The organism is Halomonas denitrificans, from assembly GCF_003056305.1.
Lineage (GTDB): Bacteria > Pseudomonadota > Gammaproteobacteria > Pseudomonadales > Halomonadaceae > Halomonas > Halomonas denitrificans.
This window is the reverse complement of the sequence record NZ_PYVX01000002.1, coordinates 498172-515476: the sequence shown is the minus strand read 5'-3', so window position 1 is coordinate 515476 and position 17305 is coordinate 498172. Positions and strand designations below refer to the sequence as shown.

The 17305-nt window shown below is 72.6% G+C and carries 18 protein-coding genes; 1 reads left to right on the top strand and 17 read right to left on the bottom strand.

Features of this window, described 5'->3' with window-relative positions; all coding sequences use genetic code 11:
• Positions 1 to 204: 204 nt before the first annotated feature.
• A complete protein-coding gene (locus tag C9F13_RS08500; RefSeq protein ID WP_108445800.1) occupies positions 205 to 708 on the bottom strand; it encodes a copper chaperone PCu(A)C in 504 nt (167 codons plus the stop codon).
• A gap of 289 nt (positions 709 to 997) precedes the next feature.
• Here C9F13_RS08500 and dsbG point away from each other — a divergent pair, with 289 nt between their 5' ends.
• Positions 998 to 1756: a thiol:disulfide interchange protein DsbG gene (gene dsbG, locus C9F13_RS08495; protein WP_108445799.1), complete on the top strand. Its 759-nt coding sequence runs from the start codon at positions 998 to 1000 to the stop codon at positions 1754 to 1756.
• A 72-nt stretch (positions 1757 to 1828) separates the two neighbouring features.
• Here the strand turns inward: dsbG and C9F13_RS08490 are convergent, their stop codons facing one another.
• The 16 genes from C9F13_RS08490 to C9F13_RS08420 all read right to left on the bottom strand — a co-directional run bounded on the left by C9F13_RS08490 (position 1829) and on the right by C9F13_RS08420 (position 17302).
• Positions 1829 to 2794: a c-type cytochrome gene (locus tag C9F13_RS08490; protein WP_108445798.1), complete on the bottom strand. Its 966-nt coding sequence runs from the start codon at positions 2792 to 2794 to the stop codon at positions 1829 to 1831.
• Entirely contained in the window at positions 2791 to 3486 is a 696-nt protein-coding gene (locus tag C9F13_RS08485; RefSeq protein WP_108445797.1) for a c-type cytochrome, read from the bottom strand. The genes C9F13_RS08490 and C9F13_RS08485 overlap by 4 nt, the downstream gene beginning before the upstream one ends.
• A complete protein-coding gene (locus tag C9F13_RS08480) occupies positions 3483 to 4868 on the bottom strand; it encodes an ATP-binding protein (protein WP_108445796.1) in 1386 nt (461 codons plus the stop codon). Before C9F13_RS08480 ends, C9F13_RS08485 begins: the two co-directional genes overlap by 4 nt.
• Positions 4865 to 5566, bottom strand: coding sequence for a response regulator (locus C9F13_RS08475; protein WP_108445795.1), 702 nt, complete (start codon positions 5564 to 5566; stop codon positions 4865 to 4867). The genes C9F13_RS08480 and C9F13_RS08475 overlap by 4 nt, the downstream gene beginning before the upstream one ends.
• Positions 5567 to 5703: 137 nt before the next feature.
• Positions 5704 to 6132, bottom strand: coding sequence for a DUF6691 family protein (locus tag C9F13_RS08470; RefSeq protein ID WP_245888736.1), 429 nt, complete (start codon positions 6130 to 6132; stop codon positions 5704 to 5706).
• Positions 6129 to 6590, bottom strand: a complete 462-nt coding sequence (locus C9F13_RS08465; protein ID WP_108445794.1) for a YeeE/YedE family protein — start codon at positions 6588 to 6590, stop codon at positions 6129 to 6131. The genes C9F13_RS08470 and C9F13_RS08465 overlap by 4 nt, the downstream gene beginning before the upstream one ends.
• 33 nt (positions 6591 to 6623) lie before the next feature.
• A complete protein-coding gene (locus tag C9F13_RS08460) occupies positions 6624 to 6815 on the bottom strand; it encodes a YgaP family membrane protein (RefSeq protein WP_108445793.1) in 192 nt (63 codons plus the stop codon).
• A complete protein-coding gene (locus C9F13_RS08455) occupies positions 6812 to 8668 on the bottom strand; it encodes a SulP family inorganic anion transporter (RefSeq protein WP_108445792.1) in 1857 nt (618 codons plus the stop codon). Before C9F13_RS08455 ends, C9F13_RS08460 begins: the two co-directional genes overlap by 4 nt.
• A 3-nt stretch (positions 8669 to 8671) precedes the next feature.
• Positions 8672 to 9106, bottom strand: coding sequence for a protein tyrosine phosphatase family protein (locus tag C9F13_RS08450; RefSeq protein ID WP_108445791.1), 435 nt, complete (start codon positions 9104 to 9106; stop codon positions 8672 to 8674).
• 40 nt (positions 9107 to 9146) lie between these two features.
• Entirely contained in the window at positions 9147 to 10028 is an 882-nt protein-coding gene (locus C9F13_RS08445; RefSeq protein WP_108445790.1) for an MBL fold metallo-hydrolase, read from the bottom strand.
• Positions 10029 to 10160: 132 nt separating this feature from the next.
• Complete coding sequence (locus C9F13_RS08440) at positions 10161 to 11570, bottom strand: MBL fold metallo-hydrolase RNA specificity domain-containing protein (protein WP_108445789.1); 1410 nt, start codon at positions 11568 to 11570, stop codon at positions 10161 to 10163.
• Positions 11571 to 11704: 134 nt separating this feature from the next.
• Positions 11705 to 11827, bottom strand: coding sequence for a hypothetical protein (locus C9F13_RS17795; RefSeq protein WP_281261067.1), 123 nt, complete (start codon positions 11825 to 11827; stop codon positions 11705 to 11707).
• The gene (locus tag C9F13_RS08435; RefSeq protein WP_108445788.1) at positions 11824 to 12744 is read right to left on the bottom strand and encodes an HAD-IIB family hydrolase; all 921 of its coding nucleotides are present in this window, start codon (positions 12742 to 12744) and stop codon (positions 11824 to 11826) included. Before C9F13_RS08435 ends, C9F13_RS17795 begins: the two co-directional genes overlap by 4 nt.
• A gap of 215 nt (positions 12745 to 12959) precedes the next feature.
• Complete coding sequence (gene glyA, locus C9F13_RS08430) at positions 12960 to 14228, bottom strand: serine hydroxymethyltransferase (RefSeq protein ID WP_108445787.1); 1269 nt, start codon at positions 14226 to 14228, stop codon at positions 12960 to 12962.
• A 132-nt stretch (positions 14229 to 14360) separates the two neighbouring features.
• Complete coding sequence (locus tag C9F13_RS08425; RefSeq protein ID WP_108445786.1) at positions 14361 to 15740, bottom strand: translocation/assembly module TamB domain-containing protein; 1380 nt, start codon at positions 15738 to 15740, stop codon at positions 14361 to 14363.
• 134 nt (positions 15741 to 15874) lie between these two features.
• Complete coding sequence (locus tag C9F13_RS08420) at positions 15875 to 17302, bottom strand: polyphosphate:AMP phosphotransferase (RefSeq protein WP_108445785.1); 1428 nt, start codon at positions 17300 to 17302, stop codon at positions 15875 to 15877.
• Positions 17303 to 17305: the final 3 nt, after the last annotated feature.

The following is a 17305-nucleotide window of genomic DNA, read 5'->3' as shown; positions in this document are numbered from 1 at the left end:
TAGGAAGCTGTCGCGGCATTGTAACGGCTGACGGCCGGAGCGCCCAGCGCTCACGGAAGGGCTATCGCAGTTAGCATTGCCTGCTCGGGACTGGTCCGTGGACAGGACCCGAAGCGTCGCACCATCGAAGGGGCGCCGCGCCCTCCTCTCTTCGACCCGTGCCCGGCGTCCCTGGTCAGAACCCGGTGCGCTTTGCCTCGACGCTCAATGCGCCGAGGGCATGCTCGACGCCTCGTGCGCCCCGCCCGCCTCCGAGGGCATGGCCATCGGCTGCACGCGGCGCACCGGCGCCTCCACGTTCAGGGTCTCGCCGTTGTCGAGGGTCAGGGTCAGCGCGACGCTCTCGCCTTCGGCCGGGGTCGCGGCCAGATCGAACATCATCAGGTGCCAGCCGCCCGGCGCCAGGTGCACGCTCTCGCCGGCCGGCAGCGGAATCGCCTCGACCCGACGCATCCGCATCACGCCGTCGACCATCGCGTGGTTATGCAGCTCCAGGGTCCCGGCCAGCGGCGAGGCGCCCCCGACCAGCGCCCGGTCCGTCTCGCCCGGGTTGGTCAGGGTCATGAAGGCCGCGGTGGTCGCCGCCCCGGGCGGCACGGCGCGCACCCGGGCGTCCTCGACGGCGATCGACTGGGCCTCGGCGGCGGCACCGACCAGCGGCAGGGCGAGCAGGGAGAGCAGGAACAGCGGGCGGGCGGTGCGGCGCATGGCGATGGACTCCGACGGTCGAGGGGGATGAGGCCTATCCTGCCACGGCGATGCCGGCGAGCGGGATGCGACATCTCGCCCCGCCGCCGCCCCGCGGGATTAATCCACGGCTAATGCCGGCGTGTCAGGATGGGAACTTCGCGGCATGGCGCGAGTCCCCTCGTCACCCGTGACGTCCTCGCGCCATGACGTCGCCCCACGACATTGCGTCATCGAGGCGTCACGACAGCGCGCCATCACGGCGCTTCATTCCGGCGTTTCACCACGGCCCTTCATACAGGACATCGCGATGCGAACCCTCTCCCTCACGGTCGGCCTGCTCTCGCTGACCGCCGCCACGACACTCTCCGCCGACACCTCCTGGCCGGCGCCGATCCAGGCCCTGGTCGAGGAGGGGCTCGAGGTGCACGCCCGCTTCGAGGCGCCGGGCGGGCTCGAAGGCTTCGCCGCCAGCCATCGCGGCCGCGAGATGGCCGTCTACCTCACCCCGGATGGCGAGCATGCGGTGGTCGGCACCCTGGTCGACGCCGAGGGCAACGACCTCTCCGCCGCCCCGCTGGACGAGCACGTGCGTCGCGCCCAGGAGGCCGAGGTGTGGCAGTCGCTCGAGCAGAGCCACTGGATCCGCGACGGCGACCCGGACGCCGAGCGCATCCTCTACACCTTCACCGACCCCAACTGCCCCTACTGCGATCGCTTCCACGCCCAGAGCCGCCCCTGGGTCGAGGCGGGCCGGGTCCAGCTGCGCCACATCATGGTCGGCATCCTGGAGAGCGACAGCCCCGCCAAGGCCGCCGCCCTGCTCGGCGCCGACGACCCCGGCGCGGCGCTGCAGGCGCACCAGCAGAGCGACGAGGGCATCGCGGCCTCGGCCCAGCCCCGGGAGATCGAGGAGCAGGTGCGGGCCAACAACCAGCGCTTCGAGAGCCTCGGGCTGATCGCCACCCCCACCACCTACTATCGCCGCGACGACGGCCGCCTGGAGCAGGTCCAGGGCGCGCCCCAGGAAGAACGCCTGATCGAGCTGATGGGCTCGCCGCGCCCCTGATTCCCCCTGCCCCAGACGCCACGGGCCCCGCTGCAGAAGCAGCGGGGCCCGTGGCGTTTCCCCGGCGCGGCCTCAGCCGTCGAGGGGGCGCGGGTTCTCGCCGAAGTCGGCGTGATCGCCCAGGCGCCGGCCGTCGATCTCGTCCCCGTAGTAGCCGTGGTGGTTGTGGAAGGTCGCGTCGGTCTCCTCCAGGGTCTCCAGGGTGCGGCGCCGCGGGTCCTGGGGCCGCTCGTGACCGTTGATGAACGCCGCCACGTCCCAGGCCTGCTGGTCGGTGAGAGAGTAGGGCTTGCCCAGCGGCATGTTGGCCTTGATGAAGTTGGCCGCGGTGTTCACCCGGTGCATGCCGGCCCCCCAGTTGTAGGCGCCGTCGCCCCACAGCGGCGGGAAGACCTGGCGCTCGCCGACCCGCTGGCCCTGGCCCTCGTCGCCGTGGCAGACCGCGCACTGCGCGGCGTAGACCTCGGCGCCGCGGGCCCGGTCGGGCGCCTGCTCGGCCTCCTCGAGCTTGGGATAGCCGCGACCGGGCAGCGACTCGTTGATCGGTGCCCCGGTCGACATCCAGTGCAGGTAGGTCTGCATGGCCACCAGCGGCTCGCTGCCGGTGGGCGGCGGCGTGCCGTTCATGGAGTAGGTGAAGCAGCCCTGGATCCGCTCGGCGAGGGTGTTCACCTTGTCGTTCTTGCCGCGATAGGCCGGGTAGACGCCGAAGGAGGCCCACATCGGCGCCGAGTTGGCCAGGCGGCCGGCGTCGAGGTGGCAGTTGGCGCAGTTCTGGTCGTTGAAGACGTACTCGCCGCGCAGCGCCTGGGTGTCGACGAACAGATCGCGGCCCTTGCGCACCATGTCGCCGTACTGGTTGTCGGGCAGGTCGCGCTCGTGGGGCGGCGTGAAGGTCACCTCGCCCTCGGGGGCCTGGGGCAGCGGGATCTGGTAGTCGCGCTCGACGCCCTCGTCCTGGGCCAGGGCGGCCGGCGAGAGGGCGAGGGTCGCGACCAGGGCCGCCGCCTTCAGCGGCTGGGATGTGCGCAGGCTCATGGGGCGTCCTCCTCGGATGACGGGGCGTCGGGCACGGCGAGCGTCGCCGGCAGGGTGGCGTAGTAGTCGGCGATCATCGTGATCTGCGCCTCGTCGAGGCGCTCGGCGATGCCCGCCATCAGCCGGTTGGGGTCGTTGTGGCGCGCCCCGTCGCGCCAGGCCTCGAGCTGCGCCTGGAGGTAGCCGGCGTGCTGGCCGGCCAGCGGCGGGAAGACCGCGCCCACGCCCTGGCCGTTGGGCCCGTGGCACTGGTTGCAGGCCGGGATCATGGCGTCCTCGGCCCAGTCGCCGCGATTGGCCAGCCACTCGGCGGCGTCCTCGGGATCGGCCGGTTGATACGCCGTGGGCAGCGCCGGCCAGGGCGCCATCTCGGCGTAGTAGGCCGAGACGTCGGCGATCTGCTGGTCATCGAGCATGTTGGCGAACGGCATCATGGTGGCGCTCTCGCGGCGCCCCGCCTTGATGTCGTGCAGCTGCTTGGCGATGTAGGCCGCCGGCAGTCCCGCCAGGCGCGGCCAGGACTCGCCGTTCGGATTGTCCATGCCCATGCCGTCGGCCTGGTGGCAGGCCACGCAGACCCCGGCCGCCTGCTGGCCGCGCTCGGCGTCGCCCTCCAGGGCCTGCGCCGACGCCTGAACCGACGCCAGGCCAAGCACCAGCCCGACGCCACTCGCGATCCGTATGATCGTCATCTAGGGTTCCCCTCGTCATTGTCGTTGATCCCTTGCAGGGACTCTGGTCGGGCCGGCGGCACCGGCCCTGTCGTCAGCGGCAGCGTCAGCCGCGCCTCGAGCCCGCCCCCCTCGGGACGGGCGAAGGCCAGCCGGCCGCCGAAGCGCTCGGCGATGGCGGCCACGATGGCGAGCCCCAGCCCGCTGCCCTGCTGGGGGCTCGCCCGCCAGAAGCGCCGGGGCAGCTGGTCGAGCTCGGCCTCCGCGACCCCGGGGCCGTGATCCCTGACGCCGAAGGTCAGCGTCCCGTCCGGCGCGTTGCGCCGCGCGGTGATCGCCACCGGGCTCCCCTCGGGCCCGTGGCGCAGGGCGTTGTCCACCAGGTTGCGCAGCGCCGTGATGGCGAGTTCCCGGGGCAGCGCGAGCTCCCCCGCGGGCCAGGCGCTCGGGCGCGTGACGCGCGCCCGCTCGTTCGCCGCGGCGTCGCGCAGCGCCAGCTCCGCGACGTCCGCGGCGCAGCTGGCCTCGCCGTCCTCGAAGTGCACCCGCCCCTCGACCCGGGCCAGCATCAGCAGCTGGTCCAGGGTGCGGGAGAGCCGGGCCACGCCCTCCTCGGCGTGGTCCAGCGCCCGGCGTGCCGCCTCGCCCTCGACCCGTCGCGCCACCTGCAGGTGGGTCTTGATGGCCGTGAGCGGCGTGCGCAGCTCGTGGGCGGCATCGTTGGTGAAGCGCTGCTCGCGGACGATGGCCTGCTGGATCCGCGCCAGCAGGCCGTTGAGCGTATCCACCAGCGGGCGGATCTCGTGGGGCACGCCATGGGTCGCCACCGGCGCCAGGGCGTCCGGATGGCGCCGCGCCAGGGCGTCGCGCAGCCGGCCCAGCGGCTCGAGCCCCCGCACCACGCCGATCCACAGCGCCAGCAGGCTGCCCGCCAGGGCCACCACGAAGGGCACCACCGCCACCTCCAGCACGTTGCGCATCAGCAGGTCACGCTCGTCCATGCGATCGGCGGTGGTGATGGTCAGGCCGTTGCGCTGGTAGGTGAACACCCGCCAGGTCACGCCGTCCTCCTCGCGATAGGCGTGCCCGGGCTCGCTGGCCTTCAGGATCTCCTGCATGTCGCTGTGGGTGCGGGCCAGGATCTCTCCGCGCGGCGAGTGCACCTGGCAGGCCAGCCCCTCGATGGGCGGGATCGAGAGCGCCCGCCGATCGGCCTGCTCCCACACCTCCACCGGCAGCTGCGCCATCAGCCCCGAGACCATGCGCGCCGACTGGGCGAGGCGCTGGTCGAGGGTCGCCTCCACCTGCTGGTAGAGATCGCGCATCAGCCAGGCGGCGGCGAGCCCCCACAGCAGCAGCAGCGTGGCCCCGAGGGTCAGCACCAGGCGCGTGCGCAGGCTCATGGGCGACCGGCCCCGGCGCGGCGCGGCGACTCGACCGCCTCGGGCGGGCCGAGCCGGTACCCCAGCCCGCGCACCGTCTCGATCACCCGGCAGCCGAGCTTGCGGCGCAGGTGGTGGATGTGGACGTTGAGCGCGTTGCTCTCCACCTCCTCGTTCATGCCGTAGAGGCTGTCCTTGAGCTGCTCGGCGCTGAGCACGCTGCGCGGCGCCTGGAGGAAGGCCTCCAGCAGCACCAGCTCGCGGCGCGACAGCGCCACCGGCCACCCGGCCACCGTCACCTCCCGGGAGACGGGGTCTAGGCAGAGCGCGCCGTGCTCGACCAGCGCCCGGGCGCGTCCGGCGGCCCGGCGCAGCAGCGCCAGCAGCCGCGCTACCAGCTCGTCGAGGTCGAAGGGCTTGACCAGGTAGTCGTCGGCGCCGACGTGCAGCCCCTCGATGCGGTCGCTCACCGCGTCGCGGGCGGTGAGGATCAGCACCGGGGTGTCGATGCCGGCCGCCCGCCACTCCTCGAGCAGCGTCATGCCGTCGCCGTCGGGCAGGCCGCGGTCGAGGATCACCACGTCGCTGGCCACCGTCTCCATGGCCGAGCGCGCCTCGGCCAGGGTGCCCACGCTGTCGACGACGAAGTCGTAGACGCCGAGCCCGGCCTGGATGCCCGACGCCACCAGGGCGTCATCCTCGATGAGCAGTACGTGCATGGCAGGAAATCCTCGTGAACTGCGACATCTTGTCACCGGCCCATTAAGCGGGCGTTAAGCTGCACCGCCCGACGGGCCGTCCTTTGGTCGATAGCGCGCCACCCCCGGGATGAGGGAGGCGCGGGAGGGCGCGGCGATCAGCCCCGGGCGGGGACCGCCCGAGCCGCGAACCAGCCGACCACCATCGCCACCAGCATCGCGGCCAGCGGCGCGGTGAGCCCGGCGAGGGAGGCGAAGGCCGGCCCGGGGCAGTAGCCGGAGAGCCCCCAGCCGATGCCGAACAGGGCGGCCCCGCCGATCAGCCGGCCGTCGAGGTCGGTGCGGGTGGGCAGCTGGAAGCGCTCACCCAGCAGCGGATGGGGGCGGCGCAGCACCAGCCGGTAGCCGATGAAGTTGGTGATCACCGCCCCGCCCAGCACGAACATCAGGGTCGGGTCCCAGGCGCCGGCGAGATCGAGGAAGCCGAGCACCCGGGCCGGGTCGGTCATCCCGGAGACGGCGAGGCCGAGCCCGAAGAGCAGCCCGGCGACGTAGCCCATGAGGGTCTTCTGGGTCTCGCGCCTCATGCGCCACCTCCGATCACGTGACGCACCACGAAGACGGTGACGATCGCCGCCGCCAGGAAGGTCAGGGTGGCCACCAGCGAGCGCCTCGAGAGCCGCGCCAGGCCGCAGACGCCGTGGCCGCTGGTGCAGCCGCTGCCGAGCCCGGTGCCGAGCCCCACCAGCAGGCCGGCGGCGAGCATCAGCGGCACGCCCCCGGCGGGTTCACCGATCACCTCGCCCGGCGCGCCCGCCACGTTGCCGGCCCCGCCGCCGGCGAGCAGCAGCACGATCGGGCCGCTGATCAGCCCCAGCAGGAAGGCCAGCCGCCAGGCGCTGTCGCCCCGGGGCCGCTGGGTGATCAGGGTGCCGAGGATGCCGCTGATGCCGGCGATGCGGCCCAGGGTCGCCATCAGCCAGGTGGCCGAGAGGCCGATCAGGATGCCCCCGATCAGCCCCTGCAGGCTTGCCGTCCAATCCACGTGAAAGATCCTCCAGAAAGCATGAGTGGTCGCTTACTTCTGCCGCCGGCAAGTGCTGATACCGAGCAGCCGATAGGCGGGACAGGTGTTGAGCAGGCCGGTGACCAGCGGCAGCAGGCCGATGAAGCCCCAGGCGCCAACCTGGCCGGTGATGGCCAGACCGATCAGCACGGCGCCGATGACGATGCGGGCGAGCTTGTCGATCCCGCCGATATTGTGGGTCATGGGTAGTCTCCTCGATGGGTGCGAAAACGTCCGACAGCGAGGGCAGTTCCGGTGATGGGCTCGGGCCCCGCAGCGGGGGCGCGTGACGCCTCGCCGCCGGCGAGGCCGGCCCCGCCGCAGGCCGCCGGGGAGGTCTCGGTGGCGCGCTCGTCGTGGAGCGCGCGCCAGGCGTCATAGGTGCTCAGGTAGACGCGGCCGGTCAGCGCCCGGCAGAAGTCGGTGTGCGCCAGGCGATCCATCACCGGTCCCTTGACCTCGGCCAGGTGCAGGGCGATGGCGGCGTCCCGCAGGCGGGCGTTGATCGCCTCGAGGCTCTCCAGCGCCGAGGCGTCGATGACGTTGACCGCCTGGCAGGCCAGCACGACGTGACGCAGGCCGGGCTGGCGGGCGGCCAGCGCCATCACGGTGTCCTCGAGGTAGCGGGCGTTGGCGAAGTAGAGGCTCTCGTCGATGCGCAGGATCGCCAGCCGCTCGTCGGTCTCGACCGCGTGGCGGCGCACGTTGCGAAAGTGCTCGCTGCCCGGCACCCGCCCCACCACGGCGCTGTGGGGGCGGCTGGTGCGGTAGAGATGCAGGGCCAGGGAGAGCCCGACGCCGGCCAGGATGCCGCTCTCCACCCCGTGGAGCAGGGTCAGCGCCAGGGTCGCCAGCATCGCCGCGCCGTCGCTGCGGGAGTAGGCCCAGGTGCGCTTGATCGCGGGCAGGTCGATCAGGGTGCCCACCGCGACGATGATGGTGGCGGCGAGCGTCGCCTTGGGCAAAAAGGCCAGCGGCGCGGTGAGGGCCAGGGTCGCCACGGCGATGCCCAGCGCCGTGAAGGCGCCGGCGAGGGGCGTGGCGGCGCCGGCCTCGAAGTTGACCACCGAGCGCGAGAAGCCGCCGGAGACCGGCGAGCCGCCGCTGGTGCCCGCGCCGAGGTTGGCGAGCCCCAGGGCGATCAGCTCCTGGTTGGGATCGATGCGCTGGCGGCGCTTGGCGGCCAGGGTCTGGGCGACCGAGACCGACTCGACGAAGCCCACCAGGCTGATCAGCACCGCCGCCGGCGCGAGCGTCGACCACAGCGCGGGGTCGACGCTCGGCATCGCCAGCGTCGGCAGGCCGCTCGGCACCTCGCCAACCAGGGCCACGCCCCGCTCGCCGAACCCCAGTCCCCAGGCCAGCAGGGTAGTGACGATCACCGCCGAGACCGGCGCGGCCTTGGCGAGCAGCGCCGCGGCCCCCTGCGACAGCCCCAGGCGGGCGAAACCGCCCGCGAGATAGCGCCGACTTCCCACCAGATACGCCCAGACGGCCAGCCCGGTCGCGAGGGTGGTGAAGTGGACATGCTCGAGCCCGGCGATCAGCGCCGCGCCCATCTCCAGCAGGTTATGTCCGGACGCCTCCACCCCCAGCAGGTGGCGCAGCTGGCTGGCGGCGATCAGGATGCCCGAGGCGGTGACGAAGCCCGAGATCACCGGATGGCTCAGGAAGTTGGCCAGGAAGCCCAGGCGCAGCAGGCCCATGGCCACCAGCACCAGGCCGGAGAGCGCGGCCAGCACCAGGGCGGCGGCAACGTACTCGGCGCTGCCGGGCGCCGCGATGCCGGAGAGCGCCGAGGCGGTCATCAGCGAGGCCACCGCCACCGGCCCCACCGCCAGGGTGGCGCTGGTGCCGAAGAGCGCGTAGAGCAGCAGCGGCAGCATGCTGGCGTAGAGCCCCACCTCCGGGGGCAGCCCCGCCAGCAGGGCGTAGGCCAGCGCCTGGGGCACCAGCATCAGCGTCACGATCACCGCCGCCAGCAGGTCGCTCGCGAGCGCGCCGCGGCCGTAGTCCGGCAGCCAGCGCAGGATCGGCAGGACGCGCGCGAGCCCCATCGCTCAGCGCGCCCCGGCCGCGGCTTCCAGGTGCGCGCAGCGCTCCTCCAGGTCGTGCCCGGCGGCCCGGGCCGCCGCAATGAGCGCCGGGATGCTGCAGCCGGCCTCGCGGCTGCGGGCCTCGGCCCAGAGGTGGACGGCGCGCTTGCCGGTCTTGCAGAAGGCCAGGATCGGGGTGGGCAGCTCGTCCAGGGCCTGTCCGACGGCCGCGATGTCGGCCTCGCCGTAGTCACCCGGTGCCACCGGAATGGCGCGCCACTCGAGGCCGAGGGTGGCGGCCCGCTCGCGCAGGGCGCGGTCGTCGGGGTGATCCTCGGCCTCGCCGGGCCGGCGATGACAGATCACCGCGCGAAAGCCGCGGCGGGCGACCTCGTCGAGATCGGCGGGGGTCACGGCATCGGCGATGGCGACGCCGGGTTCGAGTTCACGGATCTGCATGGACATGCTCCTCTTGCGTTCGGGCCTGGGACGACGGGGATCAGAACCGGTTGATCGGCACCTTGAGGTAGACCTGGCCGTTCTCCTCGGCCGGCGGCATCTCCCCGGCACGCATGTTGACCTGCACCGAGGGCAGGATCAGCCGCGGCATGCCGAGGGTGGCGTCGCGCTCGGTGCGCATCTTCACGAACGCCTCCTCGCCGACGCCCTCGTGGACGTGCACGTTGTGGGCGCGCTGCTCGGCCACGCTGGTCTCGTGCTGGTACTCCTCGCGGTCCGGGGTCCGGTAGTCGTGGCAGAGGAACAGCCGGGTCTCGCCCGGCAGGGCCAGCACCTTCTGGATGGAGCGATAGAGGGCCCGCGCATCGCCGCCCGGGAAGTCGCAGCGGGCGGTGCCGTAGTCGGGCATGAAGAGGGTGTCGCCGACGAAGGCGGCGTCGCCGATCACGTAGGTCAGGCAGGCCGGGGTGTGGCCGGGCGTGTGCAGCACCCGTGCCTCGAGCCCGCCGATGGCGAAGGTGTCGCCCTCCTCGAAGAGGCGGTCGAACTGGCTGCCGTCGCGGGCGAACTCGGTGCCGGCGTTGAAGGCCTTGCCGAAGACCTCCTGCACCACGGTGATGTTGGCGCCGATGCCGGTCTTTCCGCCCAGCGCCTCGTGGAGGTAGGGCGCGGCGGAGAGATGGTCGGCGTGGACGTGGGTCTCGAGGACCCACTCGACCTCGAGGCCGTGCTCGCGCACGAAGGCGATGATCGCATCGGCGGAGCGCACGTCGGTGCGTCCGGCGGCGTAGTCGAAGTCGAGCACCGAATCGAGGATCGCGCAGGCGCGGCTCCCGGGATCCTGCACCACGTAGCTGAAGGTGCTGGTGGGCTCGTCGAAGAAGGGCGTGACGAGCGGGCGAGCCGAGGGAGAGAGGGACATGGGTGACCTCCGGTAGCATCGAGGCTTGACGGTATGGCCACACTATAACCGATATAATGTTATAAATTTATATTGTTTTGGAATTACAGGCCGACACACTCAAGCCGGTCGTTATCGGTCCGGCCGCGTCGGCTAGAGCTCGATGCGATCCCCGTAGGCGGGAATCTCGGCCTCGATGCCGCCCTCCTCGAGCAGTGCCTGCAGCGCCTGCTGGGCGCCGGGCTCGCCGTGCACCAGGTAGACGCGGGGGCGATGGCGGAAGGCGCCGACCCAGCCCAGCAGCTGGGTCTGGCCGGCATGGGCCGAGAAGCCGCCGATGGTGTGCACCCGGGCCTTGACCGCCAGGTCCTGGCCCATCACGCGGACCCGCTCGGCGCCGTCGACGATCTGGCGCCCCAGGGTGCCGCCGGCCTGGAAGCCGACGATCACCAGCCGGGTGCTGGGCTTCTCGAGGTTGTAGCGGAAGTGGTGCAGGATGCGCCCGCCGTTGCACATGCCGGCGCCGGCGATGATGATCGCCCCGCCGTGGATGCGGTTGATGGCCATCGACTCCTCCACCGTGCGCGTCATGCGCAGGATCGGCAGGTAGCGGTGGGTATCGCCGCTGGCGGCCACGTTGAGCACCTTGAGGTCGTCGGGGTCCAGGGACTTGCGGGCGCGGTGGTAGAGCTCGGTGACCCTGATCGCCATGGGGCTGTCGAGGAACACCAGCTGCTGGCGCAGCCGCCCCTCGTGGTAGAGCACGCTCAGGTGGTAGAGGATCTCCTGGGTGCGTCCCACGGCGAAGGCGGGAATCAGCACGTTGCCGCCCGCCTCGTGGGCCTCCTCCAGCACCCGGGCGAACTCCTCCAGGGTCTCGTCCAGGGGGCGGTGGTCGCGGTCGCCGTAGGTGCTCTCCATCAGCACCAGGTCCGCCTCATGGAGCTTCTTGGGCTCCTTCATCAGCACCGAGCTCGGGTTGCCGAGATCCCCCGAGAAGACCAGCCGGCGGGTCTGGCCGCCCGAGGGCACGGCCAGCTCGACGATGGCCGAACCAAGGATGTGCCCGGCATCGTGGAACACCAGGGTGACGCCGCCCGGAAGCTGAACGGGCTGGCCGTAGCCATGGGAGGTGCAGAGCGACAGGGTGCGCTCCACGTCCTTCAGCTCGTAGAGCGGCTCGACCAGCGGCTTGCCGTGGCGGGTGCGCCACTTGTTCTCCCACTCGACGTCCTTGGCCATGATGAAGGCGGCGTCCTGGAGCATGATCTCCAGCAGGTCCCGGGTGCCGCGGGTGCAGTGGATCGGCCCGTCATACCCCTCGCGGACGAGCTTCGGCAGCAGCCCCGAGTGGTCGAGGTGGCCGTGGGAGAGCACCACCGCCTCGAGCTCGCCGGGCAGGCGGCCGAAGCCGCGGGCGTTGGCCGCGTCGGCATCGCCGCCGCCCTGGTGCAGGCCGCACTCCAGCAGCAGCCGATGGGGGCGGGCATCGCCGTCCACCTCGAGGAGGTAGCGGGACCCGGTGACTTCCTTGACCGCACCCTGGAAGGTCAGTGTCGACATGCGCTCGCTCCCGGTGGCTGGCGTGGCGGGAGGGGCGTCGCGATGGCCCTCCCCTCCTTCCAGCATAACGGATTCGCGATACGCCGGCGCCGGCGCGGCGAGACCTCACCGGCGTGGCCGCGCTCCACCGCCTGTCAGCGCCGCTCCGGCAGGTCGGGAATGGCCGCCTCGACGCGATGCCCGCCGGGGATGAAGGGACGCTCGCGGGGACGGCCCAGGACGTCGGTGACGAGGCCGTTCCGGTGGCAGTCGCTCATGCCGTCGCCCTGCCGTCTCGCGGTCCAGGCTCGGCAGGCGGCTCACCCTCCTCCGCCGCGCTCGCCCGGCACCCGCCTCGCCCCCACCAGTGCGCCACCCCCTCGGCCCAGCCGGCGGGCCCGGTAGCCTGGCTGCGATAGAGCGACGGCTGCTCCGGCGACACCGCCAGGTCGTGGCAGCCGCGGATCACCACCGCCTGGTCGACGATCTCGAGCATGGCGATGTCGTTGGGGCCGTCGCCCAGCGCCAGGGTCCGGGGCCGGCAGCCGCGCAGCGCCGCGAAGCGCTCGATCAGCCAGGCGACGGCGCAGCCCTTGTCGCAGTCGCCGGTGACGTGCCAGAAGCGCCCGCCGCGCACCAGGCGCAGCCCGTCGCCCTCGAGCCCCTCGCGAAAGGCCGCGGAGGGCTCGCTCCCCGTCTCCCAGATCAGCGGCTCGCTCCCCTCGCGCCGTCGCGCCAGGCGGGCCTGCGGTTCCGCCAGCCCGGTGAGGGCGACCACCTCCTCGAGGGGCATCTCGCTCATGGTGGTGAAGCGCACCCCCAGCCGCTCGCGCCAGACCGCGAGGCGCTGTCGGATGAGGCCGATGTCGACCCCCAGGGGGCGGATCGCCAGGCCATCGGCGCCGGGCCCCCGGTCCAGCCGGGCGTGGCTCCAGGCCGGCGGGAGCCCCGCCAGGGCGCCGTTCTCGGCGACGAAGGGGGCCTCCTCGAGGCCGAGCTCGCGGCGCAGCGGCAACAGCTCGCTGCGGGTCTTGCTGGTCACCGGGATCACCGACACCCCCTCGGCCTTCAGCCGGGCGAGCCAGGGCCGGGCCGGCGCCCAGTCGTAGCTGTGGTGATCGAGCAGCGAGCCGTCGAGGTCGGTGAAGAGCAGGCGGGACGGGCAGGCGGCGGGCGAAGCGGTAGCGGGGCTCATGGCGGGTCCGGCTCCAGGAGGGTGGACGCGTCATGCCCATGCAGGGGGCGTGCCAGGGCACGGCCGACGCGCGCCGCCGCGGGGGCCAGGGGCGGCCGCGACGGGACCCGAGCGCGCCGATGCACCGGAAGCGCACATGAAAACGCCCCGCCAGGGGGCATCCTGGCGGGGCGTGGGGCGCCGCGGTGCGGCGGCGCTTGGCTAAGAGACGCGTGTCAGCCGCGATAGACCGGCAGGCGGGCGCAGACCGCCTCGACCTTGGCCTTCACCTCAGCCTCGATGGCGGCGCTGTCGGAGCCCTCGGCCATGACGTCGAGGATGTCGCAGATCCAGCCGGCGAGCTCCTTGCACTCGGTCTCGCCGAAGCCGCGGGTGGTCACCGCCGGGGTGCCGATGCGCAGGCCCGAGGTGACGAAGGGGCTCTGCGGGTCACCGGGCACGGCGTTCTTGTTGACGGTGATGTGGGCGCGGCCCAGGGCGGCGTCCGCGTCCTTGCCGGTCAGGCCCTGCTTGATCAGCGAGAGCAGGAAGAGGTGATCCTCGGTGCCGCCGGAGACGATGTCGAAGCCGCGCTCGATGAACACGCCGGCCATGGCCTGGGCGTTCTTGACCACCTGCTGCTGATAGGTCTTGAACTCGGGCGCCATGGCCTCCTTGAAGCAGATCGCCTTGGCGGCGATGACGTGCTCCAGCGGGCCACCCTGGCCGCCCGGGAAGACCGCGGACTGCAGCTTCTTCTCGATCGCCTCGTCGCCCTCGGCGGAGAGGATCAGGCCGCCGCGCGGGCCGCGCAGGGTCTTGTGGGTGGTGGTGGTGACCACGTGGGCGTGGGGCAGCGGCGTCGGGTAGACCCCGGCGGCCACCAGGCCGGCGATGTGGGCCATGTCGACCAGCAGGTAGGCACCCACCTCGTCGGCGATCTCGCGGAAGCGCGCCCAGTCGATGATCTGGGAGTAGGCGGAGAAGCCGGCGATGATCATCTTCGGCCGGTGCTCGCGGGCCAGGCGCGTCACCTCCTCGTAATCGATCAGGCCGCTGTCGTCGAGGCCGTACTGGATCGCCTCGTAGTGCTTGCCGGAGAAGTTCGGCTTGGCGCCGTGGGTCAGGTGACCGCCGGCGTCGAGGCTCATGCCGAGGATGGTGTCGCCCGGCTTGACCAGCGCCTGGAAGACGGCGCCGTTGGCCTGGGAGCCGGAGTGCGGCTGGACGTTGGCGTAGCTCGCCCCGAACAGCTCCTTGGCGTAGTCGATGGCCAGCTGCTCGACGATGTCCACGTACTCGCAGCCGCCGTAGTAGCGCTTGCCGGGGTAGCCTTCCGCGTACTTGTTGGTCAGCTGGCTGCCCTGGGCCTCCATCACCCGCGGGCTCGCGTAGTTCTCGGAGGCGATCAGCTCGATGTGCGCCTCCTGACGCGCGACTTCCTTCTGCATCGCGTCGAAGAGGGCGTCATCGAAACCGGCAATCTGCATGTCACGGCTGAACATCGGCGGGGAACCTCGCATCACGGGGAAAATCTGGGGGGCCCATGATACCCCAGCCCCCGGCGGCTTTCACATGAAAGGCGATCATCGGCACCCCCGGATCGTTCAAGCGCCGGCGACGGGCCCGGCTTCGGCTCAGCGGCTCTCCACGCGCATCTCGAGGCGCTCGGGCAGCGCCAGGGGATCGGCGGAGAGCGCCTCGAGCTCGCTCTCGGCGGGCAGGCGCAGCGCGATGGCAAGCTCGCTGGCCTCGCCCGCCATCATCGCCACCAGGCCGGTGAAGAGGGCCTCGATCTCCGGGCCGAGCATCATGCCGAAGCCCTGGGCCTGGGTGCGCGCCTGATCCAGGAAGGTCGCCTTACTGACGCCCTGCTGGGCCGCCATGATCGTCGGCAGCCGCCCGAAGAGCCCCAGGTCGGTGAGGGTGGCATCGATGCGTCCGCCCAGCAGGGTCGCCTCCTCCAGGGGCGCCTGACGGGTCAGGACGTCGGCCGGCTCGGTGCCCGCAGGCAGGCGCACCGGCAGGTCGGCGTCCACCGCCCAGCCGAAGGCCTCGTCGGCGGTGAGGGTCAGCTCGCCCAGCAGCCGGGTGACGCCCTCCTCCGCCGTCCAGCGGCCGGTGGAGTCGGCGTCGAGGCGCAGCCGTCCGCTGCCGTCGGTCAGCACGTTGCTGAGCATGCGCAGCCGTGTGCGCTCCGCCTCCGGCGCCAGGGCGATCATCCGCGCCAGGTCGAGCTCCAGCGCCTCGAGCCGGACGCCGCCCTCGCCGTCGCTCACGTCGCCGTCGACCTCGAGTGACTCCAGCGACGCCACCAGTCGGTCGAAGTCGAGGGCCAGGTCGCGCACCTCGAGGCGGTCGAGCTCACGGGCCTCTTCCGGTCCCTCGAGCCCGCGCAGCCCCTCGACCCGGGCGAAGGCCAGGGCGAAGGTGCCGCTGCCGAACTCGTCATCGCCCGCGGCCTTGCCCTTCACCCCGCTCACCTCCAGGGCGTCGAGGGCATCCCGACTCACCCCCGCGGCCTCCAGGCGCTCGACGGCGATCCGCCCGCGGGCCTTGGCGGCGCCCTGCCCGTCGAACTCGGCGGAGAACGCCTCCAGGCCGAGCCCCTCGACGGTGACGTCCGCCGGCCAACGCTCCTCGTGCAGGGGCAGGACCGCCCGGGACGGGGCGTCGAGGCGCAGCGTCCCGGCGGCAAGCCGCGACTGCTCGCGGCCGGGCGCCTCCAGGCGGATCCCCTCGATGCGGACCTCGTCGGGGCGATCGTAGTCGCCGCTGACCACGTAGCGATCGAGCCACAACTGCTGGCCGTCGGGGCCGGCGAAGTGCAGGTCGTGGGCGGTGACGCGATCGCGAATGAGCGCCTCCTCGACCTCGCCGATCTCAAGCGTGCCCTCATCGGCGAACAGCGCGCGCAGGTCGGCCTCCAGCCGCTCGGCACGCTCGCCGGCCAGCGCCGGCAGGGAGATCGACAGCGACAGCGCGACCAGCAGGGCCTGGCGGGACATCGAACGCATGGCAACACCTCTCGAACCTGGGGACATGGAAGAAGGGGAATGGGAAAAGTATGAACTGGGCAAGTCGTGAGTGAGCGAATGGAGACGGCCCCCGGCCCGGCAGTCTAGCCGCCTTGCACGGGGCCGGGCCAGGCTCAGCCCGGGGCGGCGAGCCGCGCCTCCAGCCGCCGGTTGATCGCCTCGAGCACGGCGAGGCGGGAGGCGCGCTTGTCGTTGCAGGCGACCAGCGTCCACTCGGCGCCGGGCGCCTGGGTGCGGGCGAACATCTCGTCGATGGCCCCCCGATACGCCTCCCAGCGCGCGCGGTTGCGCCAGTCCTCGTCGGTGAGCTTGTGGCGCTTGTGGGGCGTGGCGGCCCGGGCCTCGAAGCGGCGCAGTTGCTCCTCCTGGCTGATCGAGAGGAACAGCTTGCCGAGCACGGCGCCGTGGGCCAGCAGCTGGCGCTCGAACTCGCGGATCTCCGCATAGGCGCGCCGCCAGGCCGCCTCGGGGGCCAGCCCCTCGACCCGCTCCACCAGCACCCGGCCGTACCAGCTGCGATCGAAGAGTGCGATGCGCCCGTCGGCCGGCAGGCGGCGCCAGAAGCGCCAGGCCCAGGGCCGCGCGAGCTCCTCGTCGCTGGGGGCGGCGATGCGGTGGACCCGGTACTGGCGGGCGTCCAGCGCCGCGGTGACCCGATGGATGCCGCCGCCCTTACCCGCCGCGTCGAGGCCCTCGAAGGCGAGAACCACGGGGATGCGCCGGCGAGAGAGCTCCCGGGCGCTGCGGGCCAGCCGGCCCTGGGCCTCGGCCAGCTCGGCGGCGTAGCTCGCCTTGTCCATCGGCGCCGAGACCCGGGGCTCGGCGCGGTGCAGCGACGGGGCCGCCGGCGCCGCCTCGACCGGCGCCTGCGCCACGGCGGTGGGCGGGCCCGGCGGCGCGACCAGAGTCTGGTGGAGCAGGCCCGCCAGCCGCTCGAGCTGGGGCTTGGGGTCGCGGAAGGCGAGCCGGCGCCAGGGGGCGTGCTCGGCGGCGGTGGCCTCTCGCAGCTCGCGCCCCAGGGCATCGATGATCCCGTACTGCTGGTGGCGCCGCCAGTCGCCGGGGCCGAGCTGCCAAGCGCGGGCCGGGTCGGCCTGCAGCGCCTGGAGCCGGCGGCGCTGGACGGGGCGCTCGATGTCCATCCACAGCTTGAGCAGGTCCACGCCCTCGGCGGCGAGCTCGGCCTCGAAGGCCCGGATCTCCGCCAACCGGTCCCGGAAGGCCCCCGGCGAGAGGCGCCGCTCCGCCCGGCTGAACAGCGCATCGCCGTACCAGCCGTGGAGGAAGATGCCGATGCGCCCGCGATCGGGCAGGCGCCGCCAGTAGCGCCACCAGTAGGGGCGCTCCTGCTCCTCGCTGCCGGGCGCGAAGGCGTGCACCTCGGTGTGGCGGTTCTCCAGCCAGTGATCGAGCTCGTTGACCAGCCGTCCCTTGTGGGTCACGGCGTGGCCGGTCAGCAACACGACCACCGCCCGCTCGCGGCGCCGGACGAGGTCGAGCTGGGCCTCGAGCAGGCGGGCGCGCAGGGCGTGGGTCGCCATCGT